The organism is Actinoplanes subglobosus, assembly GCF_042650585.1.
Classification (GTDB): domain Bacteria; phylum Actinomycetota; class Actinomycetes; order Mycobacteriales; family Micromonosporaceae; genus Actinoplanes; species Actinoplanes subglobosus.
Window position 1 is genome coordinate 84,665 of the sequence record NZ_JBHSBL010000041.1, and the last position, 24,312, is coordinate 108,976.

The 24,312-nt window shown below is 71.4% G+C and carries 26 protein-coding genes; 10 read left to right on the forward strand and 16 right to left on the reverse strand.

Annotated elements, in window-relative coordinates; genetic code table 11:
• Positions 1–14: 14 nt before the first annotated feature.
• The 4 genes from ACFO0C_RS47505 to ACFO0C_RS47520 all read right to left on the reverse strand — a co-directional run bounded on the left by ACFO0C_RS47505 (position 15) and on the right by ACFO0C_RS47520 (position 5,063).
• Positions 15–944, reverse strand: coding sequence for a hypothetical protein (locus ACFO0C_RS47505; RefSeq protein WP_378073501.1), 930 nt, complete (start codon positions 942–944; stop codon positions 15–17).
• Positions 941–3,049, reverse strand: a complete 2,109-nt coding sequence (locus ACFO0C_RS47510; RefSeq protein ID WP_378073502.1) for an AAA family ATPase — start codon at positions 3,047–3,049, stop codon at positions 941–943. Before ACFO0C_RS47510 ends, ACFO0C_RS47505 begins: the two co-directional genes overlap by 4 nt.
• A 77-nt stretch (positions 3,050–3,126) precedes the next feature.
• Positions 3,127–3,756: a response regulator gene (locus ACFO0C_RS47515; protein WP_378073596.1), complete on the reverse strand. Its 630-nt coding sequence runs from the start codon at positions 3,754–3,756 to the stop codon at positions 3,127–3,129.
• Positions 3,757–3,767: 11 nt separating this feature from the next.
• On the reverse strand, positions 3,768–5,063 hold the full coding sequence (locus ACFO0C_RS47520; protein WP_378073503.1) for a hypothetical protein: 1,296 nt from the start codon (positions 5,061–5,063) through the stop codon (positions 3,768–3,770).
• 61 nt (positions 5,064–5,124) lie between these two features.
• Between ACFO0C_RS47520 and ACFO0C_RS47525 the strand changes: the two genes are divergently transcribed.
• From ACFO0C_RS47525 to ACFO0C_RS47540, 4 genes are all read left to right on the forward strand, one after another.
• Positions 5,125–5,424 carry a hypothetical protein gene (locus ACFO0C_RS47525; RefSeq protein ID WP_378073504.1) on the forward strand — a complete coding sequence of 100 codons (300 nt, stop codon included), beginning with the start codon at positions 5,125–5,127 and terminating at the stop codon, positions 5,422–5,424.
• A gap of 34 nt (positions 5,425–5,458) precedes the next feature.
• Positions 5,459–6,352 (forward strand): S66 peptidase family protein, encoded by an 894-nt coding sequence (locus ACFO0C_RS47530; RefSeq protein ID WP_378073505.1) that lies wholly within the window; start codon positions 5,459–5,461, stop codon positions 6,350–6,352.
• Between the two features lie 87 nt (positions 6,353–6,439).
• The gene (locus tag ACFO0C_RS47535) at positions 6,440–7,936 is read left to right on the forward strand and encodes an FAD-binding protein (protein ID WP_378073506.1); all 1,497 of its coding nucleotides are present in this window, start codon (positions 6,440–6,442) and stop codon (positions 7,934–7,936) included.
• Positions 7,937–8,249: 313 nt separating this feature from the next.
• Positions 8,250–8,675 carry a cupin domain-containing protein gene (locus tag ACFO0C_RS47540; protein WP_378073507.1) on the forward strand — a complete coding sequence of 142 codons (426 nt, stop codon included), beginning with the start codon at positions 8,250–8,252 and terminating at the stop codon, positions 8,673–8,675.
• 9 nt (positions 8,676–8,684) lie between these two features.
• On the opposite strand, the gene ACFO0C_RS47545 is transcribed toward ACFO0C_RS47540, so the two are convergent.
• Positions 8,685–9,014: a hypothetical protein gene (locus ACFO0C_RS47545; RefSeq protein ID WP_378073508.1), complete on the reverse strand. Its 330-nt coding sequence runs from the start codon at positions 9,012–9,014 to the stop codon at positions 8,685–8,687.
• A 493-nt stretch (positions 9,015–9,507) separates the two neighbouring features.
• Positions 9,508–9,966, reverse strand: coding sequence for a hypothetical protein (locus ACFO0C_RS47550; RefSeq protein WP_378073509.1), 459 nt, complete (start codon positions 9,964–9,966; stop codon positions 9,508–9,510).
• A gap of 150 nt (positions 9,967–10,116) precedes the next feature.
• On the opposite strand from ACFO0C_RS47550, the gene ACFO0C_RS47555 reads away from it, so the two are divergent.
• Together ACFO0C_RS47555 and ACFO0C_RS47560 are read left to right on the forward strand one after the other, a co-directional pair.
• A complete protein-coding gene (locus ACFO0C_RS47555) occupies positions 10,117–10,902 on the forward strand; it encodes a hypothetical protein (protein WP_378073510.1) in 786 nt (261 codons plus the stop codon).
• 165 nt (positions 10,903–11,067) lie between these two features.
• Positions 11,068–11,559 carry a transcriptional regulator gene (locus tag ACFO0C_RS47560; protein ID WP_378073511.1) on the forward strand — a complete coding sequence of 164 codons (492 nt, stop codon included), beginning with the start codon at positions 11,068–11,070 and terminating at the stop codon, positions 11,557–11,559.
• 53 nt (positions 11,560–11,612) lie between these two features.
• Here the strand turns inward: ACFO0C_RS47560 and ACFO0C_RS47565 are convergent, their stop codons facing one another.
• Both ACFO0C_RS47565 and ACFO0C_RS47570 read right to left on the reverse strand, forming a co-directional pair.
• Positions 11,613–12,110 (reverse strand): hypothetical protein, encoded by a 498-nt coding sequence (locus tag ACFO0C_RS47565; RefSeq protein WP_378073512.1) that lies wholly within the window; start codon positions 12,108–12,110, stop codon positions 11,613–11,615.
• 4 nt (positions 12,111–12,114) lie between these two features.
• Complete coding sequence (locus ACFO0C_RS47570; RefSeq protein WP_378073513.1) at positions 12,115–12,456, reverse strand: hypothetical protein; 342 nt, start codon at positions 12,454–12,456, stop codon at positions 12,115–12,117.
• A gap of 93 nt (positions 12,457–12,549) precedes the next feature.
• Here ACFO0C_RS47570 and ACFO0C_RS47575 point away from each other — a divergent pair, with 93 nt between their 5' ends.
• Complete coding sequence (locus ACFO0C_RS47575; protein WP_378073514.1) at positions 12,550–13,332, forward strand: SAM-dependent methyltransferase; 783 nt, start codon at positions 12,550–12,552, stop codon at positions 13,330–13,332.
• A 368-nt stretch (positions 13,333–13,700) separates the two neighbouring features.
• On the opposite strand, the gene ACFO0C_RS47580 is transcribed toward ACFO0C_RS47575, so the two are convergent.
• The 5 genes from ACFO0C_RS47580 to ACFO0C_RS47600 all read right to left on the reverse strand — a co-directional run bounded on the left by ACFO0C_RS47580 (position 13,701) and on the right by ACFO0C_RS47600 (position 19,021).
• Positions 13,701–14,315, reverse strand: a complete 615-nt coding sequence (locus ACFO0C_RS47580; protein WP_378073515.1) for an FMN reductase — start codon at positions 14,313–14,315, stop codon at positions 13,701–13,703.
• Positions 14,312–15,406 carry an LLM class flavin-dependent oxidoreductase gene (locus ACFO0C_RS47585; protein WP_378073516.1) on the reverse strand — a complete coding sequence of 365 codons (1,095 nt, stop codon included), beginning with the start codon at positions 15,404–15,406 and terminating at the stop codon, positions 14,312–14,314. The genes ACFO0C_RS47580 and ACFO0C_RS47585 overlap by 4 nt, the downstream gene beginning before the upstream one ends.
• A 110-nt stretch (positions 15,407–15,516) precedes the next feature.
• On the reverse strand, positions 15,517–16,998 hold the full coding sequence (locus ACFO0C_RS47590; RefSeq protein ID WP_378073517.1) for a hypothetical protein: 1,482 nt from the start codon (positions 16,996–16,998) through the stop codon (positions 15,517–15,519).
• 55 nt (positions 16,999–17,053) lie between these two features.
• On the reverse strand, positions 17,054–17,407 hold the full coding sequence (locus ACFO0C_RS47595) for a DUF732 domain-containing protein (RefSeq protein ID WP_378073518.1): 354 nt from the start codon (positions 17,405–17,407) through the stop codon (positions 17,054–17,056).
• A gap of 189 nt (positions 17,408–17,596) precedes the next feature.
• Positions 17,597–19,021 carry a hypothetical protein gene (locus tag ACFO0C_RS47600; RefSeq protein ID WP_378073519.1) on the reverse strand — a complete coding sequence of 475 codons (1,425 nt, stop codon included), beginning with the start codon at positions 19,019–19,021 and terminating at the stop codon, positions 17,597–17,599.
• A gap of 87 nt (positions 19,022–19,108) precedes the next feature.
• On the opposite strand from ACFO0C_RS47600, the gene ACFO0C_RS47605 reads away from it, so the two are divergent.
• Positions 19,109–19,894 (forward strand): cyclase family protein, encoded by a 786-nt coding sequence (locus ACFO0C_RS47605; RefSeq protein ID WP_378073520.1) that lies wholly within the window; start codon positions 19,109–19,111, stop codon positions 19,892–19,894.
• Between the two features lies 1 nt (position 19,895).
• Here ACFO0C_RS47605 and ACFO0C_RS47610 read toward each other — a convergent pair whose 3' ends face one another.
• Together ACFO0C_RS47610 and ACFO0C_RS47615 are read right to left on the reverse strand one after the other, a co-directional pair.
• Positions 19,896–20,402, reverse strand: coding sequence for a DUF6529 family protein (locus tag ACFO0C_RS47610; RefSeq protein ID WP_378073521.1), 507 nt, complete (start codon positions 20,400–20,402; stop codon positions 19,896–19,898).
• An 8-nt stretch (positions 20,403–20,410) separates the two neighbouring features.
• Positions 20,411–22,171: a serine/threonine-protein kinase gene (locus tag ACFO0C_RS47615; RefSeq protein ID WP_378073522.1), complete on the reverse strand. Its 1,761-nt coding sequence runs from the start codon at positions 22,169–22,171 to the stop codon at positions 20,411–20,413.
• 140 nt (positions 22,172–22,311) lie between these two features.
• On the opposite strand from ACFO0C_RS47615, the gene ACFO0C_RS47620 reads away from it, so the two are divergent.
• A complete protein-coding gene (locus ACFO0C_RS47620) occupies positions 22,312–22,824 on the forward strand; it encodes a DUF1990 family protein (RefSeq protein ID WP_378073523.1) in 513 nt (170 codons plus the stop codon).
• Here ACFO0C_RS47620 and ACFO0C_RS47625 read toward each other — a convergent pair.
• Positions 22,813–23,772, reverse strand: a complete 960-nt coding sequence (locus ACFO0C_RS47625; protein WP_378073524.1) for a serine hydrolase domain-containing protein — start codon at positions 23,770–23,772, stop codon at positions 22,813–22,815. The two genes, ACFO0C_RS47620 and ACFO0C_RS47625, sit on opposite strands and share 12 nt — an antisense overlap.
• A gap of 83 nt (positions 23,773–23,855) precedes the next feature.
• Between ACFO0C_RS47625 and ACFO0C_RS47630 the strand changes: the two genes are divergently transcribed.
• Positions 23,856–24,296: a deaminase gene (locus tag ACFO0C_RS47630; protein WP_378073525.1), complete on the forward strand. Its 441-nt coding sequence runs from the start codon at positions 23,856–23,858 to the stop codon at positions 24,294–24,296.
• The last annotated feature ends 16 nt before the right edge of the window (positions 24,297–24,312 follow it).

The window sequence follows — 24,312 nt, forward strand, 5'->3', positions numbered from 1 at the left end:
TCCGGTATGAGTACCTACTGGGCGCGACCGGGCGCCGCGTGCGGATCGAGGGCGCCCGGCGCCGCCCCGTGGGTGGTCACCTGGTCCATCCACCGGTCGATCAGGCGGCGGGCGAGCAGTGAGTACGGCTGGTCGTTCCGGCGCATCCGGGCGAGTTCCCGCATGTCCTCGGCGAGGATCTCGTCCAGGACGAGCGCCGTACGATCCGTCGGCGGCAGGCCGTCGAGAAGCTGCAGGATCTGCGCGACCCGAGCGATCCGCAGCCGGATCCGGCGCAGGAGTTCCTTCCTTTCGAAGACCAGTCCGTTCCGGTTCAGGGCGTAGACCTGGATCGACGCCTCGGCCCGCCGCCGCACGAGACCGTCCGTGGCCAGGGCGGTGATCAGGCCGTCCTCGGTGCAGTCGAGGAAGGTCTCCGGATCGTCGGCGCACGGATCGAGCAGGAGAGGAACCTCCGACACGATACCGGCGGCAGAGGTGGCGCGGGCCGAACCGGGATCCAGGGGGAACTGGTCCTGCTTGCCGATCGCGTGGATACGGCCGGCACCCACGTCGACGTGGGTGCGGCGCCGGTTGCAGTCGATGCAGCTGGGCAGCAGGTTGCTCCAGGACGCCGCGAGCCAGTGGTAGGCCGGCCGGACGGGAGGGCCGGCAGCGTCCTGCACCTGGGCTTTCGGTCGCCAGTGCTCGACGTCCATCGGCTGGGTCGCGGCATACCGGGTCTCGCAGTAGGCGCACTTGCCATGGAACAGCGCGGTCAGCGCATCCTTGATCTCCCGCTCGCGGTAGACGGCGAACGTGAACGTCCACGCCTCCGGCTTCTTGCCGTCGGCGACCCACCTCTCCAGGGATTTCCGGGCGCGTGTGGCCTCCCGTACGCCCTTGCCCCCAGCGTCGGTGAGGATCGCCGGGGCCGGCACCCTCGCCCGGTCCACCCGGATCACTCCCGCACGTCCTCGTCCTGCCGGGCCAGCGTCCACAGCTGCCGTGCCCGCCGCAGGGTCGACTCCTTCAGTTCCGGATCCTCCCTCCCCGTCGCGCGTTCGCCGGCCAGGAAGGAATCGATGGCCTCGTAGACGAGCTGGTCACGGCGGCTGTGCCCGAGGACGCCCTGTGTCTGGAGTTCGAACGCCAGCCGTTCCCTCGTGTCCTGTTGCTCCGGCGTCAGGCTGGTCTCCGGGATCGCCAGCAGCTCGTAGTACTCATCGAACTTGGCGTCGAGGTCAGGATCGAGCGTGGATCCGAGACCGAAGAAACGCGACGTGAGCAACTGGTCGACACGCATGTCCGTCGGAGCGGGCAGATCGGTGGTGGCGAACGCCAGACCCTGCGCGTCCCGCCGCATCAGCACCGTCTCGTGCTCCTTGACCCCGCGGAGGCAGAGCGGCTCATGGGTCGAGGCGATGAACTGCATCCCCGGCAGCATCTCCCGGAGCCCGGTCACCAGCCGGAGCCGCCACCGGGGGTGCAGGTGCGCACCGAGTTCGTCGAGGAGGACGATGCCTTCCGCGAGATCGGGTTTCGGCCACAGCCGGGTCACCATCTCGAGGATGTCGATGACGGTGGCGAGAACCGACTGCCATCCGGTGCTCAGCTCGCCGAGGGGGATCCGCCGGCCTTTCTCGGTCACCCAGACGCTGGTCCTGTTCCGGTGGAGCCACTGCCCGGCAGGCAGGCCGAGCAGATCGCGGATCGCACCCGCCACGTAGTCGAAGGTCGGCGGTTCCGCGTCGATCAGCCACTGCTCGGCATCGATGAGAGCCCGGGCGGGCCGGAACAGGCCCTCGACCCGGCCCCACTCCTGACCGGCGGCACTCGGCAGATCCGGCGCCGGAAGCAGCCGTGTCTCCCCATATGCCAGCACCAGGGTCTGCGGCTCCTCGGCGTTCTCGTACTCGAAGCCGTGATGGGTGAATCGGAGCGTCCGTTCCCGGGTGGAACCACTCAGCCGGACACTCACCGACCCGCTGCTCACTCCCTGCGACCGGCGGATGAAGACCCGGGCGTCGAGGCCGAGGCGCTCCACTCCGTCCCGGCCGATCAGGGCGAGGGTGATCGCTTGCAGGACGGTGCTCTTGCCGGCGGCGTTCTCGCCCAGGAGGACCGTCCACGGCGCCGTCCTAGCCGCCGAGCGGGTCAGATCGAGGTCGAGTTCCCTGATCGCCTTCACGTTGCGGATCGACACGTGCTCGACGTACCGCCGGAAGGCGCGGTAGGTCTCGGCGTCGCCCGGCCGGGCCAGACTGAAATCCTCCTGATCAGCGAGGAACTCGTCATGCGGCACCGGAGGAGTCTCCCGGTCGGGAAGCGGCGGCGTCCCCGTCCCGTCGAACAGCGCACGCAAGTGCGGCGGCAGGATGTCATGGAATTCGCCGACGATCTGCCGGGCGAGCGCGACATACGGCTGCTCCTCACGGACTGCCCTCAACAGCTCCCGCAAGGGGCCGGCCACATCGTCGGCAGCCGGCCCCTCGAGGTTGTCCCACACCGCGTGGAGGAGACGGGTCAGCCCGGCGGCGAGTCGCCGGCGTTTCTCGACGAGCTCGGGACGATTGAGACCGGCCAGGGTGATCGTCGTCTGGCCCCGGAGGGTGAGACCTGCGACTTCGCCGGTGACCTCGAACAACAAATGATCTTCCGGCCGGTCCCGGCACGGGTCCAGGAGCAGTGGCAGTTCCTCGGCGAGTTGCTCCGCGGATGCCTCGACGGGAGCCCGGGAACTCTCCGTCTCCAGCGGGAACCTGCCTCCCCTGCCACTGGCAAGGTGGCGGTTGCAGAACGCGCAGGACGGATAGAGGTTGTCCCACTCCCCGGAGAGCCACCAGTAGTGGTCGGGAAGGAACGTGCCGTCGGAGTGCACCACACCGCCCTCGGGGCGGAAGTGCATGATGTCGTCGGCCGGGCTCTCACAGAACGCGCACTTACCGTGGAACAACCGGAACAGAGCCTCGCGGACCGCCGGCGCCCGGTAAGCGCTGAATTCGAAGCGGGATTGCCGACGCAATTCCTCCGGGACAGCGAAGTGGTTCCTCGCCCGTTCTCGCTCCACGGCCCATTCCCGTATCAACTCCGGAGGGGCGGGGACCCTGAGACGGTCGACGCGGATCACGCTGATGAGGGTAGACCTCAGATGTCCAGCCCGTGCTCGATGGCGTAGCGGACCAGTTCGACGCGATTGTGGAGCTGGAGTTTGCCCAGCGTGTTCTGTACGTGGTTCTGGACCGTGCGGTGCGAGACCACCAGCCGGTCGGCGACCTGCCGGTAGCTGAGTCCCTTCGCGACCAGCCGCAGCACCTCGGTCTCGCGGTCGGTCAGCTGCGGCCGGTCGGTGTCGGCGGCGGGGGTCGCGGCCAGCCGCCGGTACTCGCCCAGCACCAGCCCGGCCAGCCCGGGAGTGAACACGGCGTCGCCCTCGGCGGTGCGCCGGACCGCGTCGAGGAACTCGTCACGTCCCGCCGACTTGATCAGGTAGCCGTTGGCGCCGGCCTTCACCGCGTCGAGGACGTCCTGCTGTTCGCCGCTGGCCGAGAGCATCAGGATGCGGACGCCCGGCAGTGCCGCGAGCAGCCCGCGGATCACGTCGACACCGGACAGGTCCGGCAGTTGCAGGTCGAGGACGACGACGTCGGGGGCAGCGGCCGGGGCCACCCGCACGGCCTGCGCGCCCTCGCTGACGGCCGCGGTGACCTGGTATCCGGCCTCGGTCAGGTCGCGGGCCACCCCGTCACGCCACATCGGGTGGTCGTCGACGACCATCACTCGTACCGTCACGGGCTCACCGTAACCGTGCGCTTCCTGATCAGGTGCCCGGCCAGCCCGATCGCCGCGACGCCTGCCGCCGCGACCAGGGCGAGCACCGCCGACGCGACGAAGTGGCCGTCGCCGTTGCCGGCCGAGGACAGTGGCAGGCCCCTGAGGATCCGCAGCCCGGCGACGGCGAGGACACCGGCGAGCGGCCCGAGTACCGCCGGAACCGCGCCGGACGGGGCCAGGGCGGGCGTGATCGCGCCGAACACCGCCACTACCGCGGCGACACCCAGGACCAGCAGGGGGTACGCCCGGACGTCCGGCGTGGTCTCCGTCAGGACCTGGATCCGGACGATGCCGCGGGTCAGCACCAGCGTGACGGCGGCCGCGACGCTCAGCACCACGGCACCGGCCACCCTCCAGCGGGTGGCCGCGACCGCCACTCCGAGCGCCAGCCCGCCCGCGGCCGTCAGCCACACGAGCGGCCCGCTGTCCTGCAGGCTGCCGATCGACACGAACAGCGACATCGCCACCGCGACCAGGATCGCGGCACCGGTCAGGGTCCCGGCCAGCGCCCACCCGCCGCTGAGCGTGGCCAGGAGCACGACACAGACCAGGGTGAACGTGCCGACGACGAGATAGCCCCGGTCGGGGTTGTCGCCGGGTGCGATGAGCCCGAACAGTTGGCTGCCGTACACGCTGACCGGGATGCTGAGTGCCGTCACGAGCCCGGCGGCGACGACATGCCGGGCGCCGTCCCACCCGGGCGCCGGTGCGGCCGCGGTGTCTCCGCGGCCCAGTGTCCACAACGCCGGGAGCAGCGCGACCGTGCCGACGACGACCAGCCCGACCATCCAGCCGGTGATGGACGGGCCCTGGAGGATGAAGACCGCTCCGGCCAGCGCACCCGCGAACGCCGCCACCCCACCGACCAGTCCCGCCACCGGGGCGCCCCGCTCGCGCAGGCTCTGGGCGCAGCCGAGCGTGCCGATCAGCGCCAGCGGGTAGGGGACTTCGTGGAGCAGCAGCATCATCGCCGACGGGTACAGGGAGGTCTCCTGTCCGGCGGCCACCTCCTGGATGACGATCAGGCCGCCGCACAGGCCGGCGGCCAGCAGCAGGTACGGCCACCAGCGCAGCAGCAACAGGGCACCGACGACGGCCACGATCGGGGCCAGCTCGTAGAGGTCTCCGAACGGGGAGATCATCACGTCGTGGTAGGCGGGAAGGAGACTGTGGGCGTAGAAGGGTGCGGCCGTGACGGAAACGACCATCGCTCCGCCGGTACCGGCCAGCACTGACCGCCACTGATTCATGGCGGCGATCATGACTGATCCGTAGGCGGCGTGCTGCCCCGTGCGGTGTACGGTCGGGGGCATGCGCGTACCGACCGCGGTGATCACCGCCGGCTCCCTGATCGGCGGCTGGCAGGTCGCCCGCCGCACCGGCATCCGCCCGCTCGGCGGCGCCGTCCTGGCCGCGGGCGGCATCCTCGCCGGGCGTGAGTGGGCCCGCCGCACCGGTCCGGTGACCACCGGCGCCCTGGTCGCGACCTATCTCGGTGCGTTCGCCCTCTCCCACCCGCTGGCCCGGCGCATCGGCTCCTGGCCGTCGGTGATCGCGGTCTCCGCCGTCACGGCCGCTGTCTCCTACGCGGCCGCCGACCGCCGCGCCTGACCGCCGGCTCCACCCGCCGCGTCCACCGTCGAGGATGATCCGCCCCCGGCGTCTGGAGCGCGGCGATCTGGTGGCCCTGGTCGCCCCGGCGGGCCCGGTCACCGAGCCGCAGGCCGACGCCGCCGCGGCGATCCTGACGACCTGGGGGCTGCGCACACACCGCGGCCGGCACGCTCTCGGCAGGCGGTCTTTCCTTTCGGGTACGGACGACGAGCGCCGCTCCGACATGAACGAAGCCCTCCGGAACCCGGAGGTCCGGGCCGTCCTCTGCCTGCGGGGCGGCTACGGAACCCAGCGGATCGCCGACGACCTGGACTACGCCGCCGTCCGTGCCGACCCCAAGCTGGTGATCGGCTTCTCCGACATCACCGCCCTGCACCTGGCGCTGTGGCAGGAGGCCCGCCTGGCCACCCTGCACGGCCCCACCGGCAGCACCCTGCTGAACGACCCGCGGACCACGGCGGCCGCCCGGCAGGCTCTGATGACCACGGAGCCGGCGACGATCCACGCCGAGTCCGCCGTCACCGCACCCGCCGTCACCGTGCCCGGGCAGGCTCGTGGAACCCTGCTCGGCGGCAACCTGACCCTCCTGGCCGCGTCCGCCGGCACCCCGCACCAGCCCGGCACGACCGGTGCGATCCTGCTGCTGGAGGAGGTCAACGAGGCCGCCTACCGGGTCGACCGGATGATCGTCCAGCTGAAACGCTCCGGCTGGTTCGACGGCCTGTCCGGTGTGGCCGTCGGCTCGTTCACCGCCTGCCCCGGCGCCGGCGAGGTCCTGGCCGAGCACCTGAACGACCTGGGCGTCCCCGTCCTGAGCGGCCTCCCGATCGGCCACGGCCGCGCCCAGATCGCGGTGCCTCTGGGCACCCCGGCCCTCCTGGACGCCACCGCCGGAACCCTGACGGTCCAGCCCGCCGTCCGTTGACCACAACCGGCAGGAGGGGAGCGCGGGCCGGCGCCGCAGATCAGTAAACCAATAAACGGACAGAATGGCATATGTCAGGATGTTTGTATGCCGCTGTCCCGTCGTGCCCTGTTCAGCGCCGGCCTTCTCGGTGCGATCGCGCCCCGGCCCGATGGGAGCGGCCCGGGACCCGCGGCGCCGAGCCCACCCGCTCCGGGCGGTCCGCATCCGGTCACCACGAGCCGGACTCCCGGACCCACCACGGCGGACTGGCAGGCCCTCGCCGCCGGGCTCGAAGGCAGCCTCGACCTGCCCGGGACCGACTCCTACGACCAGGCGCGGCTGCTGTTCTCGCCACGGTTCGACACGATCCTGCCGCCGGCCATCGTGCGCTGTGCCGGGCCGGACGACGTCGCCGAGGCGATCCGGTTCGCGGTCCGGGCCGGGCTGCCGGTCGTGCCCCGGGGCGGCGGGCACTCCTATGTCGGGGCGTCCACCACGGCGAGCGGGCTCGTCCTGGACGTCCGGCCGCTGCGGACGGTCGGCTACGACGCGGCCACCGGAACCGCGACCATCGGCGGGGGCACCACCCTCGCCGATGTCTACACCGGGCTCGGCGCACACGGGGTGTCGGTTCCGGCGGGCACCTGCGGGGGTGTCGGCATCAGTGGTCTCACCTCCGGTGGCGGCATCGGGGCGGCCGCCTCCGCCTATGGCCTGACCTGTGACGGCGTCGTGGCCGTGGACGTGGTGACCGCCGACGGCCGACACCGGACCGTCGACTCCGAACGGGAACCGGACCTGTTCTGGGGTCTGCGGGGTGGCGGCGGGGGCCGGTTCGGGGTGATCACCTCGTGGCGGATGCGCACCCACCCGGCCGGGATCACCGGGTCGTACCAGCTGACCTACCCGTGGGCGGACGCCGCGGCGGTCGCTGCCGGATGGCAGTCCCGGATCGGGGTGGCTCCGGACAGTGCGTGGTCGACCTGCCAGTTCGCCGCGGACGGTGGGGGCGCGTTGTCCGTACGCATCGCGGGTTATGTCCTCGATGGCGACGCGGACGGTGAGGTGACCGCCCTGGCCCGGGCGATCGGACGGGAACCCGCCACCGCCGTGGTCGAGCGCGAGCCGCATGTGCGGCTCCTTCAGGAGCGGGCGGCCGGGGCGGCGCGCGGCACGCATGTGATCGGCAGTGAGATCTTCGGTGCGGCGCTGCCGCCGGCCGGGGTGGAGGCGCTGCTCGCGGTGGTGCGGGCGCGGGCCGCCGGGCGACGGCCGGGCCTGGCGAAGCTGAAGCGGATGACCGGTGCGCCGGCGCGGGTCGCGGCGGAGGAGTCGGCGTTCCCGTGGCACGGCTCGCACAGCATGCTGCAATGGCTGGTGGATCTTCCGGCCGCCGAGCCGGCGTCGGTGGCCGACGGGTACACGTGGATCGAATCCGGGCATCGGGCGATGGCACCGTGGTCGGCCGGGCGTTACGTCAACTACCTGGAGCCGGGGCCGATCGATCCGGCCCGCTATCACGGCGCCCACCTCGACCGTCTGCGCCGCCTCCAGGCGGCGACCGACCCCGAGAGCCTGTTCCGCGTTCCCTACCGCCTCTGAGTCTTCACCACCGGGGTTGATCGCGCGTCGGGCGTGAAACCCGCGGTCCGGTCGCGGTTTGTCGCTGGTCGGGGTGAGGAGGATGGCCGGGTGTGCGAACGACTTCTCTGTGGGAGGTGTCCGGTCGGCACCCGGAGGCGGTTGCGGGCGCCGTCACCGCCCTCCTGGGGGCGGTGAACGCACCCAGACCCGACGACGGGTACATCCGCAGTTTCGCCGCCCCGACCCGGATCCGGTCCGCCGGGCAGCTTTTTGTGTCCACAGTCAGGGTGGATTTCCGGTCAGACCGGCGCAGCGGCATAGGATCCAGCTTATGGCTTCTGATCTCGTGGAGCGTCTCGGCCTGGAGCCCCACCCCGAGGGCGGGTGGTACAGGGAGACCTGGCGCTCCCCCGTCATGTTCGAGCCGGACGGCTACGACGGGCCGCGGCACTCCGCCACCGCGATCTACTTCCTGCTGCACCCGGGCGAGCGATCCGCCTGGCACGTGGTGCGTTCGGCCGAGCTGTGGTTCTGGCATTCGGGTGGCCCGCTGCTGCTGCGCCGCGGCGGTGCCGGCGAGGTGCCCGCCGACGGTGACGAGGTGCTGCTCGGGCCGGACATCGCCGCCGGGCAGGAGCCGCAGATCCTGATCCCGCCGGGTGTCTGGCAGTCCGCCGAGCCGGCCGGCACCGACCCCGTCCTGGTCAGCTGCGTGGTCTCCCCGGGCTTCGACTTCGCCGATTTCCGCCTGCACTGACCGCGCGGGTCAACGGTTCCAGAACCAGCGGCGGTTCCGCCGGTGACGCCAGGTCATCTCGTCGGCGATCATCGACCGGACGCTGGCCACCGCGATCGTCAGCGCGTCACGCATGCCCGCGCAGGTCCGGCAGTCCGCTCCGCCGTCGCACTCGGTCCGGTGGTCGAAGGCGATGTCGGTGATCACCCGGTCCAGAGCGGCGCACGCATAGGTGCCCCGGTCGTTCGGGTGCTGCCGGGCCAGGATCTCCCGGAACGCCGCTATCTCGTCCTCGCCCGCCGCGTACAGGTGGGCGGCGCTCTCCACCTGCTCCAACGCGTCCCGAGCCGGATCGTTCACCTGCAAGGCACTCCCCCAAGGCCAGGTGACGTGTGGACGGTGACCCTACCGCCACACCGGTTTCGCCCACATGGTCCGGACAGCCGATCATCCTCATCGAACAAACGACTCCTTCCGGGTGAGCGCCCGGAACCGTATCAGCACGTCGCGGGCCCGATCGACCCGCCGTACGCCAGGCGAATCGCATCGACGACCGCCGACCCCGGACCGGGACCGTCCCCGATGGACCCGGACCTCATGAACGACCGGGACCGGAGACCGCGTGGCGCCGGCCGCGCAACGGCCTAGGCGACGCGGAAAAGCCCTGGTCGAAGCGGGTTCGCACGCCATCCGGACCGCGCTGCCGATCAGCTTCCCGGCTGGTCTTCGATCAGCGGCCCGGCACTCGGAGCCGGCCACCGCCGCCTCGCTCGTGACTCGCACCACTGGACCTCCCGGCCCAGAATGCGGAAAACCCCGGACACGTGACGGTCCGGGGTTTCTCCGACAGCGGTCAGCGGGTCGACTTGACCGACTCGTCGTCGACGGCGTGCTCGCTCTCCTCGATGCTGACGACCAGCGCGTCCACGTCCTGGCAGATGGTCTGGAATTTCAGCATCGCGGTCCGCAGCTCGGCGAGGTGGGCGGCCTCCTCCGGCTCCCCGGCGGACGCCTGCGCTTGCAGGGTCGAGACGGAGAGGATGTTGGCGGCGGCGGTGATCACCGTGCTCTTCGACGACTTACCGAGAGTAACGATCTGGTTGGCGGTGGCGACGTCGAAGTCGTATCCACCCTCACCGAGAGTGGCCTGGTTGGCGATGCCACAGACGGCCGCGGTGGCTTCGTCGAGGCCGCTGATGCTCACCGCCGGGGCCGCGGTGGCGGCTGGGGCGACGGACTGTCCGCTGGTGGCGCAGCCGGAGATCGCCAGAAGGGTGCTGGTGACGACGGCCACGGTGGTCTTTCCTCGCATGACCGGGAGGCTACCTGCCCCTTACCGCCCACTGCCGTGGCCCCCGCGCGGATGTGACGCAGTCGTCCGCATAGTGAGAGTCACGCACCGTCATAGCGATCCGGGCAACGATTACGGGAAGTCATCAGACGGGATGTGATGGGATGTGGCGTGACCTTCGAAGCGCTGCCCGCGCCGCCGTCCCGCGCGCCCGATCTCGCCGACGACTTCACCGGCCCGGCCCTGCGGGACGACCTCTGGATCGATCACTACCTGCCGCACTGGAGCACCCCGGAGCGGTCGAGGGCACGGTATGACCTGGACGGCGACGGACTGCGCCTGCGGATCGACGACGACCAGCCGGACTGGCGGCCCGAGGACGCACCGCTGCGCGTGTCGAACGTGCAGACCGGGAACTTCGCCGGGGCCGCCGGTGAGGGCCGGGGCACCCACCGGCACCGGCCGGACGGGCTGACCGTCCGTACGCCGGGGACGACCCGCCTGCTCTGGACGCCGTCGGCCGGTCGGGTCGACGTGACGGTGAGCGCCAGCACCGACCCGGGCGCGATGCTGGCCGTCTGGCTGGTCGGCAGCGAACATCCCGGCCCGCGGGACAGCGGAGAGATCTGCGTCTTCGAGATCGACGCCGAGGCGGTCGGCGCGGCGACGACGGCCCGGATCGGAGTCAAGGCGCACCACGACGACCGGTTGCACACCGACATGACCGAGGTGTCCGTGCCACTCGATGCGTCCCGCCCGCACACGTGGACCGCGATCTGGGGTCCGGCCGGCACGGTGATCGGCTGCGAGGGCCGGATCGCCGGACGATTCCGTCAGGCGCCGGACTACCCGCTGGTCCTGATGATCGACATCTTCGAGACCGGCGGCCGGTCGGCGAGCACCGCCTATCCGAAGACGGCCCGCGTCCACCGGGTCCGCGGCTGGGACCTGACCTGACCCGCATCTTCGTCGTGGGTGCCGGATTCGGGGGGTTTGAAGGTCTTAAGGTCTGAGGGGTGACGGACGTGACGCAGTGTGCGCGGACACGTTTGCGGGTTCCAGCCGCGTCGTAGTGCTGGAGTGGGAAATGAGACGGCACTCTCGGCGAAGGCGGATCGCGGCATGGAGTACGAAGATCTGGTCAGGGCGGTCACCACGGCGGTGGCGTTCGCGGTGATGCTCGCCGGGCACTACATCGGTGATCATTGGGTGCAGACCAGTGGCCAGGCCTACGGCAAGGGTCTCGACAACGCCGGCTGCGTGCGGTCGGTGGCTCTGTGGCACTGTGCGAAACACGTCATGTCGTGGACCGCGACCACCACGATCTTCCTGCTCGGCGCCGCCTGGTGGCTGCGCCTGCCGCTGGAGCCGGGCTGGCTGGTGGCCGGCATCGTCCTCAACGGCGTCACCCACTTCATCGCCGACCTGCGGACCCCGCTGATCCGTCTGGGCCGGTTGCTGGGCCGTGGCGGCTACCTCGACCACGTCGGCGTGGTCCGTCCGTCCGGCGCGGCGACGAGCGGCCCCGGCACCGGCCTCTTCGAGCTGGACCAGGCCTGGCACATCGGCTGGCTCGCGGTGTCCGCCCTGATCATCGCCGGCCCGCCGGCCTGACCCTCACCGCGGCGGCCGCCGGGAGCGTCCCCGCCGTACCATCATGATCAACCTCAGCGCCGGCGCCAGTTCGGTATCGCCGCACTGATCGCGACCACACTGGCCACCACGAGCGCCATGGTGATCAGCACCCTCGCCTTGTCCAGTGGCCCGACGCTGTTGACGATACCGATGATCTCCTGGGCGGCCGTGCCGAGGAGGGCGCCACCGGCGATGTTCAGAACGGTCTTCCACACCGGGGCGTCAGCACGTCGGAGCCTGTCGGCGGCTCGGTTGATGTGGTTCTTGGAGACAGCATCCAGGTGATCCCGCTTGGCGATGGAGATGGCCTCCTCACCAAGCTGGCGAAAATACGTCGTCTGACTCTCCACCAAGGCGATGGCCGCAGGCTCGGAGAATCCCTCCATCTTCAGATCATCGAGTTTCCGCTCGAGTTCCGCGGTGGCCTTGTTGAGCGCGACCGTATCGACGATGCGTTCCAGCTTGGGAACCTCGAGGCGCCCGAATTCCCGGCGCTGGGGCAGCTTCCGCGAGTGGTGACCCTGAGCCATCGGATCAGGTTGCCGATCCGTTGGTGTCTCTGCCACGGGACTTCGGACTCACCATCGGCAGCTCACTCAGAAGCCGGAGCTGGACGTCACGAATGAACGGCGTGATCCGCGCAGTGGAGACGCTCGGTCCCGGATCGGCGGGCACGCGAACCGCCAACCTCGGAAGGTGGAGCGAATCGGGCGAGAAATGGACGACCACCGACAGGGAGAGAACGATCAGGGAAGCGACGAACAGCGCGAACTTCCAGTACTCCGGCCCGCCGCCGAGAAGGAAGGCGGCGGTGAAGAGCGTGAGAAAGGCAGCCCCGAACACGGCGACTGCGGTCCCGACCTTCTCTCCCGACATGTGCCACAGGCTATGTATCGACTGCATGCGATGCAAGGCACCCCTGCCGGATGGAGGGCGGCGGTGGCTCTCCGGGGCCAGTATCCTCTGTGGATGACCGGGAACCTGGACACCGGACGGCCGCATCCCGCACGGGTCTACGACTTTCTGCTGGGCGGTAAGGACAACTTCGCCGCGGACCGGGCGGCCGCCGCCGAAGGGCTCCGGGTCAACCCGAACGCCGCCACCGCGCCCCGGGAGAACCGGGCGTTCCTGCGCCGGACCGTGCGGTTCCTGGCCGGGGCCGGGGTCCGGCAGTTCCTCGACATCGGGACCGGGTTGCCCACCTCGCCCAACGTGCACGAGGTCGCGCAGGCCGTCGAGCCGTCGGCGCGGGTCGTCTACGCCGACAACGATCCGCTGGTGCTGGCGCACGCCCGGGCACTCCTGACCAGTTCGCCCGAGGGGCGGACGGCGTACGTCGACGGGGATCTGCGTGATCCGGCGGCGATCCTGGCCGGCGCCCGGAAGGTGCTGGACCTGGAGCGGCCGGTCGCGGTGCTCCTCCTCGCGGTGCTGCACTTCCTGGAGGACCACGACGATCCGTACGAGGTGGTCGCCGACCTGATGTCCGAGCTGCCCTCCGGCAGTCACCTGGTGATCTCGCACATCACCGCCGACCACGATCCGGAGGCGTGGGCGCGGTTCGGCGCGATCATGCGCAGGCAGGGGATTCCCTCCCGCCTGCGCGGTCACGCCGAGGTGTCCCGGTTCTTCACCGGCCTGGAGCCACTCGATCCGGGGATCCTGCCGATCGCCCGGTGGCGCCCGGACGGGCCGGTCGAGTTCACCGATGCCCAGGTCGCCCTCTACGGCGGGGTGGCAGCAAAGCCGTAAAGAGGGCCGGTGGGACCCAACCCCCGGTGGTGAAGACTCAGAGGTCGGGGCGGGCGTTCACCGGTGAATCTCGCATCCTGTCTGTTCAGGTCGACTCGTCAAGGATCGCCCCGTGACGAGGACCGTCTGGAGCACCCGTTGCCAGATCGGGTACGCGTGGCGCCCCTCGACAGGGCGCCGACCGCACCCGTCATCGGGTCTGGGTGCGATCACCGCCCCCAGGAGGGCGGTGACGGCACCCGCATCCGGCTCCGGGTGCCGACGGGACACCTCCCACCGAGAAGTCGTCCGCATACCAGGCCAGCGACGAACCGCGACCGCACCGCCGGTTTCACCGCCCCGCGCGATCAACCCCCGGCGGTGAAGACTCAGAGGTTCTTGAGCATGTCCTCGAAGTTGGCGGTGAGGGCGAAGGGGTCGGTGACCACCGCCGGTTCGCGGCGTTCGGTCTCGCGGGCGAGTTCGGCGGCGGCCCGGTCGATGCGGGCGCGCAGCGGGCCCTCGACCGAGTTGGCGCCCCAGTCGTCGCTGGCGGCGAAGACCGACGTCGGGATGATCGCCGCCCGCAGGTAGGAGAAGAGCGGCCGGAGCGCGTGCTCCAGGACCAGCGAGTGGCGGGCCGTCCCGGCGGTGGCGGCGAGCAGGACCGGCTTGTCGACGAGGGCGTCCTTGTCGAGGACGTCGAAGAACGACTTGAACAGGCCGCTGTAACTGGCGGAGAACACCGGCGTCACCGTGATCAGGGCGTCGGCGGCGGTGACCGCCTCCTGGGCCTGCTTGAGTGAGGTGCCGGGGAAACCGGTCAGCATGTTGTCGGTGATCTCGTGGGCCAGGTCGCGCAGCTCGACGAACTGGACGTCGAGGGTGACGCCGAGCCGGGCGGCGGCGCCGCCCGCCGCCGCCGACAGCTGGTCGGCGAGCAGACGGGTCGACGACGGCTGGCTCAGGCCCGCGCTGATGACGACGAGCTTGCGCTGCTTCATGCCTTCACTTCTTCCTTGACCTCACGGGCCGCGAGGAGGGATGCGTGGGTGGGGGCGTCCGGCACGTGCGCGGGCTTCAACAGAGCGAACTCCTTGCGCAGCACCGGGACGACCTCGGAGCCGAGCAGGTCGAGCTGCTCGAGGACGGTCTTGACCGGCAGGCCGGCGTGGTCCAGGAGGAACAGCTGGCGCTGGTAGTCACCGACGTACTCACGGAAGCCGAGGGTCTTGTCGATGACCTGCTGCGGGCTGCCGACGGTCAGCGGCGTCTCGCGGGTGAAGTCCTCCAGCGACGGGCCGTGGCCGTAGACGGGTGCGTTGTCGAAGTAGGGCCGGAACTCCTTGACCGCGTCCTGGCTGTTCTTCCGCATGAACACCTGCCCGCCGAGGCCGACGATGGCCTGGTCGGCGGAGCCGTGGCCGTAGTGCTCGAACCGCTGCCGGTAGAGCTGGACCATCCGCTGGGTGTGCGACGCCGGCCAGAAGATGTGGTTGGCGAAGAACCCGTCACCGTAGTAGGCGGCCTGCTCGGCGATCTCCGGGCTGCGGATCGAGCCGTGCCAGACGAACGGCGGGATCTCGTCGAGCGGGCGCGGGGTCGAGGTGAAGCCCTGCAGCGGGGTACGGAACTTGCCCTGCCAGTCGACGACGTGCTCGCGCCACAGCTTGTGCAGCAGCGAGTAGTTCTCGATGGCGAGCGGGATCCCGGCCCGGATGTCCTTGCCGAACCACGGGTAGACCGGGCCGGTGTTGCCTCGGCCGAGCATCAGGTCGACGCGGCCGTCGGCGAGGTGCTGCAGCATCGCGAAGTCCTCGGCGATCTTCACCGGGTCGTTGGTGGTGATCAGCGTGGTCGCGGTGGACAGCTGCAACGTCGAGGTCTGCGCGGCGATGTAGGCCAGCGTGGTCGTCGGCGACGAGGAGAAGAACGGCTCGTTGTGGTGCTCACCGAGCGCGAAGACGTCGAGGCCGACCTCCTCCGCGTGCTTGGCGATGGTGACGATGTCCTTGATGCGCTCGGCCTCGGTCGGGGTCCGGCCGGTGGTCGGGTCCGTCGTGATGTCGCTGACGCTGAAGATTCCGAACTGCATGACCGGCTCCTGGACTGATCGGCCGGGAATCTGACTTCCCGGACTGCCCCGCACAACGCGTTTGACTCGGCAACTATTTCAGATTCAAACAACTTGGGCAGCGGCGGGGGTCACAGCCGGGTTCTCTCAGGTGCCCTCGCCACGATCAGCACCACACCGGGGGCCGCCACGACCGCGCCACCGGCCAGGCACAGCAGCAACACCGCGGGGTCTCCCCGGCCGATCAACAGCCAGACGAGGTACGCCACCCCCAGCACCGCCAGGACCAGCAGCACGGCCCGGGCGACCGTCTCGACCGGAGTCCGCGCCACCACCAGCGCGACCACCACCAGCGCCAGGACCAGCACCGCGCTCGTCACCGCGGAGACCGCCGCCAGCGCCGGCGAACTGTCCCAGCCACGCACCGCCGACGGCATGCAGCCGAGGATCAGCAGGTACGACGCGGGCAACAGCCACCAGACCCCGCTCCGCCCCCGCCGCACCGCCCGGAACACCCCGGCACCGGTCAGCACCAGCCCACCGAGGAAGACGCCGAGCGCCGCCGCGGCCGCCCCCGGGGTGTCGTCCGTCATCACCGGCGCGTCCCCGGCCGGAAGAGCGATCGGCGCCTCGTCCTCCGGGAGAGCCGGAAAGCCGATCCGCCGCCACGAACCGGTCTCGTCCCGGATCGCGAACCCGTCCCGCCCGTTCGCCACCACCAGCACGTGACCGGCGGGGACATCGAGCACGGCCAGCGACACCGACGCCAGGTGGGTCGAATCCTCGTAGGGGTAGCCCTGTTTCAGCACCGACCACTGCGCGTCGCTGAGACCCCAGTACTCCCGCCACGGGCCGTCCCCGGTACGGCTCTGCACCGCGATCCGGTGCTCCCCCGTCACCCGGTAGCAGACCACCGGAACCGACCGGGCGCAGTCCGACGTGGTGACCGGCGGCGCCGACGGCCCCGGACTGGCATCCCGCCGCCACGCCGGCAGCGGCTCGGAGTCGGCGAACGTGCGCCCGCCGTCGTGACTCACCGACCAGGCCGGCTCGTACGCGTCGTGGGCACCGAGATGGATGGTGTCCCCCTCGACCACCACCGCGAACGCGCCCGGCGTCGGTGTCGCACTCGTCGCCGCCACCCCGAACAGCGCCGCCGGCAGGACCACTGCCAGCCGCAACGCCCGCAGCCAGCGCCGGGCGGGCACACCGGTCAGCGGCCGGCGGGCGGTCCACCAGGCGATCGCCAGGAACGGCAACGCCAGCAGATCCGTCCGGTCGGCGCGTACGAGCGAGGGCGTGATCAGGCTCCAGGCCTCGGACGCGAGGCGGGCGCCGTACCCCCAGAGTTTGACGAACGTGAACCCGCAACCCACCGTGACGATCGCCGCCACCGCGACCCGGCGGAACGGCATCCGCGGCGCGATGAGGCCCGCCAGGGCCGCGAGCAGCGGCGGTGCGAGCACCATGCCGGCCACGTCGCTGAGCTTGCCGGTCACCCAACCCGGCCAGGCCGATTTCAGCAGATGGTCATTGACGACGAGCAACGCCAGCGCGGTCACCGTCACCGGATGACACAGCCAGGCGAGCGCTTTCCCCCGATCAGCGTTCACAGTCGACACACTGTCAGCGGTGGGTCACGGTCAGATCGCGATTCCGGCGGTACGGCTACCCGGTGCAGAGATTGGCGCGGGCCGCCTTCACGATCGCCTTGGCCGTGGCGGTGTCCACCGCGAAACGGGCCGCCGCGTTCCGGGTCACCTGAGCGGCGGTCTTGCCCTGCTCGGTGTCCTGGCAGATGCCCCGGCCGAAATCGAGGGCACTCTCGTTCGCCGCGGCCTTGGCGTCGGCGGCGGCCACCTGCTCCAGGAACGTCTTCTGCTTGCTCGACAGCGGCGCCGCCTCCTGCCCCGGCGCCTGCGACGGCTCCGGAGTCACCCACTCGCCCCCGTCGTCGTCGCTGCACCCGGCGAGCCCACCGGCCACCAGCGCCGCGACCATCAGCATCCGCCCTGCGCGCACCTGTCCCCCTGATCTCCGTCCCGGCTCACACCGGCGGGCAAGACTACAGCGACCGGGCCGCGGCGCGCCCGGGCCCACCGGCCGTTCCCCCCTCACCGTCCCCCGGCCACGGGCCTCACTACGCCACCCACCGTGACCGGCACCCCACCGGAAAGCCGGATCAGATGGCCGGGATGACACAGCGGCCGGTCAGGTCATGAGCTGCCAGGCCGCCGCTGAGGCGCCTGCGGTGACCAGCACCGCGACCGCCATCGAGCCGAGCCACGTGCGGCGGGCGGCGGCCTCGGCACCGGAAGCGGCCAGGGCGGTGACGGTGCAGGTCACCGCTACCCCGACGGCGAGGAACGGGCAGAAGAACGCCGGAAACGTGAGGATCGAGGCCGGTTCGAGCCAGGCCAGCACGACCGGCGGCACCAGCAGGATCGCGGCGGCCGGCAGCAGGGCGGGCAGCCACCACCAGTGGCGGCTGGCACCGGAACGGCGCAGCGACACCACTCCGGCCACGGTCAGCAGGAACCCGGCGATCAGGGCGATCACCGTCACCACGAGCGGGCGGCTCAGCGGGTCCGGCCCGGTCGGCAGGGCCAGCGGGGCCCGGTCCCAGGGGAAGGCCGGGAACCCGATGCGCTCCCACCGGCCGTCGGTGGCGCGGACGGCGAACCCGTCGCGCCCGTTGGCGACCACCACCACATGACCGCCGGGCACGTCCTGGACGGTGAGCGCCCTCGACGTCAGGTCGCTGATGTGCTCGGAGTCGCCGTACTCCCGGTACAGGGCACGGCGCTGGGCGTCGTCGACGCGCCAGCTGTCGGTCCACGGGCCGCCGCCGGTGCTGCTCTGCACCGCGAGCGCGCCCGTCACCACCCGGTAGCAGACGCCGTCCCGCGAGCACGCGACCGCCTGCGGTGACGCCGGTTCCTCCGCGTCGTCCCAGGTCACGCCACCGTCCCGGCTGACCGACCAGTCGTCGCTGTAGGCGGATCTCTCGCTGGCTCCGACATAGACGGCGTCACCGGACACGACAGCGAGGTCGGCGAGCGGCCGCGGCGCGGGACTGGTCGCGGCGACCCCGGCAAGAGCAAGCGGCATCAGTACGGCCACCCGCACCGCCCTGGTCCAGCGCCCGGGCCCGCCCTCCGTGCGGCGCTCGAGCGTCCAGCCCTCGGGCCTGACCCTCGCGCCACGCCCGAGCGTCCCGTACCCGAGCCAGGCGCCCGCACTGTGCCGGAGAGTCGACCACGCGCCGGCCAGCAGGGGCAGGACGAGCAGGTCGGTGGGGTCCGCCCGGATCAGGGACGGGGTGAGGGTGCTCCAGGTGGAGGACGCGAGCTCTGCCCCGTACGCCCACATCTTGACGAACGTGAACCCCACGCCCACCGTGACGATCGCGGTGACGGCGACCGCGCGCAGCGGCAGTCGAGGGGCGATGAGGCCCGCCAGGGCCGCGAGCAGCGGTGGCATCAGCAGCATGCCGGCCGCGTCGCTGAGTTTGCCGGTCACCCAGCCGGGATGGGTCGCCTTGAGGACGTGATCGTTGATCACCAGCACCGCCAGCGCGCCCATCGTCACCGGATGGCCGAGCCACGCCGATGTGATCCCCCGTGTCGTGTTCATGATGGACACCGTGACAACCGGTGGTCACGGGGCCGACACAACGGGATTCCTATTGGGTGCGCGCCGCCCCACCGGCACGATGTGTGCATGTGCACTGAACCGAAAGTAACGCGCCGGGCCGCGCTCGCCGGAGTCGCCGGGCTCGCCGCAGCCGCCGTGACCGCCGAACCCGCCGCCGCGCACTCCGGGCGTGGCCTCCGCGATCTCACCTACCCGCTGTCCGAGAGGTTTCCGGCGTTCAGCCCGGGTGAGGAGGCGGTCCGCCGTACCGTCACCACGGTCGAGGACGACGGCTACTACATGCAGGAGTGGCGGATCATCGAGCACATCGGCACCCACGTGGACGCTCCCGCGCACTTCACCGCGGGTGGCCGGACCTCGACCGAGTTGCGGCCGGACGAGCTGATCCTGCCAGCGGTGGTCGTCGACATCGCGCGGCGGGCCGCCCACGACCCGGACACCGTCGTGACCGTCGACGACCTGCTGGCGTTCGAGCGCCGGTACGGCCGGATCCCGGACGGGGCGGCGGTGCTGATGTACTCCGGCTGGGGCTCCCGGATCGGTGACGCCGGCGCCTACCGCGGCACCGACGCGGCCGGGACGCTGCACTTCCCCGGTTTCGGCACCGACGCCTGCGAGTGGCTGCTGCGGCGCCGCCGGATCCGCAGTCTCGGCGTCGACACGCTCAGCATCGACCCGGGCGTCTCGGAGAGCTTCGACACCCATCTGGCGCTGACCGGTGCGGACCGTTACGGGCTGGAGAACCTGGCGGGGCTGGACCGGTTGCCCCGGACCGGCGCGACGATCTTCGTGGGGCTGATCCCTTACGAGGGCGGGTCGGGCGGGCAGGCCCGGGTGCTGGGGACCTGGTGACTCACCAGGTCACCCCGATGGTGGTGAAGAACCAGAGGGCCGACGTCAGCCACAGTCCGGCGACCGCCGTCAGGACCAGCCCGCCGGCCATCGGGAGTCCCCAGCCGTGGCTCGGGCCCGGTCTGCTCAGCAGCAGCATCTTCGTCACGAACACCCCGTAGAGCAGGCAGCCGAGCAGCGAATGCGCCAGTACCCGGGGCGTGTCCGACCGCAGGCCGAACGTGTAGAGGCAGTGCACCGCCACCGGGATCGACAGCAGCAGCGCGAGCCGGCCGCTCCAGCGGTGTACCGCCCCTGCCCACGACGGGCCCGGCAGCACCCGGTAGATCGCCAGCGCCGACAGCAACTGCACCACGAGGAACGCGGCCACCCCGGTGGCCAGCCACACCTTCAGGGCCTGGACCCGCAGGAACGTGTCCACGTCGGAGGTGCCGACCGGCTCGTGCAGGCGCCCGTAGACACCGAGACCGACCGCGACCCCCACACCGGCCACCACGGGCAGCCACACCCTCGGGCTCAGAATCCCTCCCCGGTGTCCACGTCGATCGTGGTCGCGCCGGTGACGGCCTGGCCGTCGATCGTGGTGGCGCGGGTTGCCGGGTCCAGCAGCGGGGCCGGGCCGGGGGTCTCGCCGCGCAGCAGCACACCCACCTGCCGGCCGTCCGGCAGCACGATCCACGACCCGTTCACGGTGGCGCCGCCGACCCGGCTGCTGAGCCGGTAGAGCCCGGACGGCTTGCGGACGACGCCGATCTCGAAGCGGTGCGAACGGCCCTCGATGGTGACCTCGCCGGCCGCACGACGGGCGTCGAACAGGCCGGTGATCTTCGTGTTGTTCTTGCCGGTGAGGCTGAGCAGCCCGTTCTTCGCCGTCCCCTTCAGCCAGGCCTCGAGACGGTCGCCGTCACAGATGTAGGCGATCGCCTGCCCGTCCCGGATCGAGATGGCCAGCGTGCCCGCCCCGTCGTCGACCTTGCCGGCCATCGTGACGCGGAGTCGTTCGGCGGCCGGCGTGTTCAGCGGCGGCAGGGCCACGTCGTCGGTGGGCGGCAGGGTCTCGGCGCCCCGCTCCACCGGTGTCACCGCGGGCGGGATGCTGACCTGGGTGACCAGGTTGCCGGTGCGCGCGCCGGCCGAGGTGGTCAGGTTGAACCCGGCCACCACGGCGGCGACCACCAGACCCGCGGCCAGCGTGATCAGCGGGCCGCGGCGCCAGCGCCGGCGTTGCCGCGGGGCCGGCGGCGGCTCGTAACGGCCGCTCTCCGGCAGTTGACCGGCCCAGCTGCCGAGGGTGTCGCGGGGACCGATGAAAGCGGCGCGAGGAGAGGATTGCGGCGCGGTGTCACGCGGCCCGGTGAAGGCGGCGCGAGGAGGCTGCGGCGGGGCCGGCGGCGGATAGGTGGGCTCCGGCAGCCGCGGCGGAGGAAAGCCCAGTGCGAGAGTGGGCGGCTCGGCATCGGCCAGCGGGTACCCGGCGACCGGAGGGTGTTCCGAGCTGACGGCGGCCGGCCCGATCCGCTGCCCGCTGGCGGCGAATTTCTGCAGGTAGACGGTCACCCGGGCGGCCGGCGGGCGGCGCCGCGGATCGGCCGCCAGACAGTCGCGGGCCACCGGGCCGAGCGGGCCGGGCAGCGCCGACGGGTCGCCGGTGGGACGGCCGGTGGTCAGCTCCAGCAGCAGCACGCCGAGCGACCACACGTCGGCGGCCGGGGTCGGCGGGCCGCCCTGGAAGATCTCCGGCGCCGTGTACCCGGGGGTACCGCCGGCCGCCGCGTGGTGCCCGCCGCCGAGCAGGACCGCCACTCCGAAGTCGGTGATCCGGATCTCCGGCGGCATCGAACCGCGGACGACCAGCATGTTCTCCGGCTTGAGGTCGAGGTGGACGACACCGCGCTCGTGGGCGAAGGCCAGGGCGGCGGCGGTCTGCGCGGCGACGGTGACGACCTCCGGCGGGGTCAGCCGGCCGCCCCGCATCGACAGGTAACGGCGCAGGTCCGGACCGTCCACGAACTCCATCACCAGGGCCAGGGTGCCGCCCTCGACGATCAGGTCACGCACGCCCACGATGGCCGGATGGCTCAGAGCGCGCAGCGCGGCGTCCTCACGGAGGAACAGCTCCCGGACGCGGCGGTCGCCGGCCAGCTCCGGGCGCAGCAGTTTGGCCGCCAGCACGGGACCGCCGTGCCGGCTGGTCGCGCGCCGCACCACCGCCATGGCGCCGCGGCCGATCTCCTCGTGCAGCAGGTACTCCCTGCCGAGTGGTTCGTGAGCGGCCATCCCCGTACCCCTTGCCCGTAGATCGGCTAAGCCCCACCGACTGTCATAACCACGTCGATCTCTCTCCGGTTCAGCACCACTGGCAAATGCATTCTTCTATAAGACGCTGATCGATGGCGAGGATTGTCTAGCCTGAGTTGGTGCTGCTCGACGGCCCGTTCACCTATCCCGAGGTCGGCGCGACCCGGGACGCCCCGCTGCCCGCCGGATACCGGCAGGTGCTGCGCGACGTCGAGGTCGGCGCCGGCCCCGACGTGTTCGCCCGGGCCGCCGAGGCGCTGATCACCTTCGGGATGCACCGGGGCGCCGGGCTCCGTGTCGGTACCCGCGCACCGGCCGTGCCCGGCCTGCCGGTGGTGATCCGGATCGGGGCCGGACCGCTGCGGATGACCGCGCCGTGCCGGGTCGTCTACCGCATCGACCAGCCCGACCGGCAGGGGTTCGCCTACGGCACGCTGGACGGGCACCCGGAGTGCGGCGAGGAGGCGTTCGTCCTGCATCTCACCGGTTCGGGTCGGATCCGGTTCCGGATCACCGCGTTCTCCCGGCCGGCGAGCGCGCTGGCCCGGCTCGGAGGACCGCTGACCACTCTCGCCCAGGAGATCGCCACCGCGCGGTACGTCAGGTCGATGCGGCGCCTGTCACGCCCGTGACGTCAGGGCCCGCAGCAGGTCCATGGCCGGGCCGTCGACGATCCGCGAGGTGTCGCTGAGCACCACCACGCCGACCCGCCGCTCCGGGTCGAACCCGGCGAACGCGAACGCCCCACCGGTCTGCCCGTTGTGGAAGATCTGCAGGTGACCCCCCTGGCTCTCGTGCAGCCGCTGGGCCATCCAGCCGAGACGCACCGTCATGAACGGGTTGATCCGGTGTTCGACGCCGAGCGCCAGCCCCACCGCCGCGGTCACCGGGGACTCCTCGAAGTGCGCGCGGACGAACCGGACCAGGTCGGTCACCGTCGACCGCAGACCGCCCGCGCCGGCCAGGTCGACCAGGTCCCACGGCTGCACCGGGCGGCCCTTGGCGTCGTGCTCCGGCGCGACCGGGCCGCCCACGCCGGTGGCGGTCAGGCCCAGCGGGGCGCTGACCTCCCGGGCCACCAGGTCGCCGTAGGACAGGCCGGTGTGCCGGGACAGGGCCAGTCCGAGCAGGCCGGCGCCCAGGTTCGAATACCGGAACCGGGTGCCCGGGGTGTGCGGACGGATCCGGGACAGGTTGGCGATCAGGTAGTCGGCGGTGCAGTGCGCGTACGGATCCGGGGTGTTCGGCCGCAGCAGCGCCTTGATCAGCATCCCCTTCGGCAGGCGCGGCAGGCCTGCGGTGTGGGTGGCCAGGTGTCGCAGCGTGATCCCGGCCGGCGCCGGCAGGAAGTCGGCCAGCGGCTGGTCCAGCCGCACCTCGCCGGCCTCCACCAGCCGGGCCAGGACGAGACTGGTGAACACCTTCGTCACCGAGCCGATCTCCAGGCGGGAATCCGCGGTCAGCCCTCCGAACGCCTGGATCTCGGTCACCCCGCCGGTCAGCGCGGCGACGACGGCCCCGCGGCGGTTCGGTGTCAGCTTCTGGACGGCCTGGCGGGTCAACTCGTCAAGGTCGGTCACGGCATCCATTCTGGGGTCCGGGAACAACCGGACGCACGGGTAGTGTGCTGATTTCGGGCCGGTACCGCACGACGGGGAGCAGCATGGACGACCACCGGTGGATGAGCCGCGCGATCGAGCTGGCCAGCCGCTGCCCGGCGTCCACGTCGGCGTTCTCGGTCGGCGCGGTCGTCGTCGGGGGTGACGGCATCGAACTCGCCAACGGCTGGTCCCGCGACTCCGACCCGCAGGTCCACGCCGAGGAGTCGGCCCTGATGCGCGTCGACAGCCGCTCCCGGCTGCGCACCGCGACCATGTACAGCACGCTCGAACCCTGCTCCAAACGCGCCAGCCGCCCGCACGCCACCTGCACCGGCCTGATCATCGCGGCCGGCATCCCACGGGTCGTGATCGCCTGGCGCGAACCGGACCTCTTCGTCACCTGCGAGGGCGTGGCACTGCTCATCGCGGCGGGGATCGAGGTGGTCGAGCTTCCCGATCACGCTGCGGCGGCGCGTGCGGCAAACGCCCATCTAGCCCTCTGAGGGGTACGCACCAGGG

Excerpts from the sequence above, each read along its gene's own strand:
- ACFO0C_RS47515 (WP_378073596.1), bottom strand. The coding sequence starts at position 3,756 with ATGGTCGTCGACGACCACCCGATGTGGCGTGACGGGGTGGCCCGCGAC.
- ACFO0C_RS47520 (WP_378073503.1), bottom strand. The coding sequence starts at position 5,063 with ATGAATCAGTGGCGGTCAGTGCTGGCCGGTACCGGCGGAGCGATGGTC.
- ACFO0C_RS47525 (WP_378073504.1), top strand. The coding sequence starts at position 5,125 with ATGCGCGTACCGACCGCGGTGATCACCGCCGGCTCCCTGATCGGCGGC.
- ACFO0C_RS47530 (WP_378073505.1), top strand. The coding sequence starts at position 5,459 with ATGATCCGCCCCCGGCGTCTGGAGCGCGGCGATCTGGTGGCCCTGGTC.
- ACFO0C_RS47535 (WP_378073506.1), top strand. The coding sequence starts at position 6,440 with ATGCCGCTGTCCCGTCGTGCCCTGTTCAGCGCCGGCCTTCTCGGTGCG.
- ACFO0C_RS47540 (WP_378073507.1), top strand. The coding sequence starts at position 8,250 with ATGGCTTCTGATCTCGTGGAGCGTCTCGGCCTGGAGCCCCACCCCGAG.
- ACFO0C_RS47550 (WP_378073509.1), bottom strand. The coding sequence starts at position 9,966 with ATGCGAGGAAAGACCACCGTGGCCGTCGTCACCAGCACCCTTCTGGCG.
- ACFO0C_RS47560 (WP_378073511.1), top strand. The coding sequence starts at position 11,068 with ATGGAGTACGAAGATCTGGTCAGGGCGGTCACCACGGCGGTGGCGTTC.
- ACFO0C_RS47565 (WP_378073512.1), bottom strand. The coding sequence starts at position 12,110 with ATGGCTCAGGGTCACCACTCGCGGAAGCTGCCCCAGCGCCGGGAATTC.
- ACFO0C_RS47570 (WP_378073513.1), bottom strand. The coding sequence starts at position 12,456 with ATGTCGGGAGAGAAGGTCGGGACCGCAGTCGCCGTGTTCGGGGCTGCC.
- ACFO0C_RS47575 (WP_378073514.1), top strand. The coding sequence starts at position 12,550 with ATGACCGGGAACCTGGACACCGGACGGCCGCATCCCGCACGGGTCTAC.
- ACFO0C_RS47580 (WP_378073515.1), bottom strand. The coding sequence starts at position 14,315 with ATGAAGCAGCGCAAGCTCGTCGTCATCAGCGCGGGCCTGAGCCAGCCG.
- ACFO0C_RS47585 (WP_378073516.1), bottom strand. The coding sequence starts at position 15,406 with ATGCAGTTCGGAATCTTCAGCGTCAGCGACATCACGACGGACCCGACC.
- ACFO0C_RS47600 (WP_378073519.1), bottom strand. The coding sequence starts at position 19,021 with ATGAACACGACACGGGGGATCACATCGGCGTGGCTCGGCCATCCGGTG.
- ACFO0C_RS47605 (WP_378073520.1), top strand. The coding sequence starts at position 19,109 with ATGTGCACTGAACCGAAAGTAACGCGCCGGGCCGCGCTCGCCGGAGTC.
- ACFO0C_RS47615 (WP_378073522.1), bottom strand. The coding sequence starts at position 22,171 with ATGGCCGCTCACGAACCACTCGGCAGGGAGTACCTGCTGCACGAGGAG.
- ACFO0C_RS47630 (WP_378073525.1), top strand. The coding sequence starts at position 23,856 with ATGGACGACCACCGGTGGATGAGCCGCGCGATCGAGCTGGCCAGCCGC.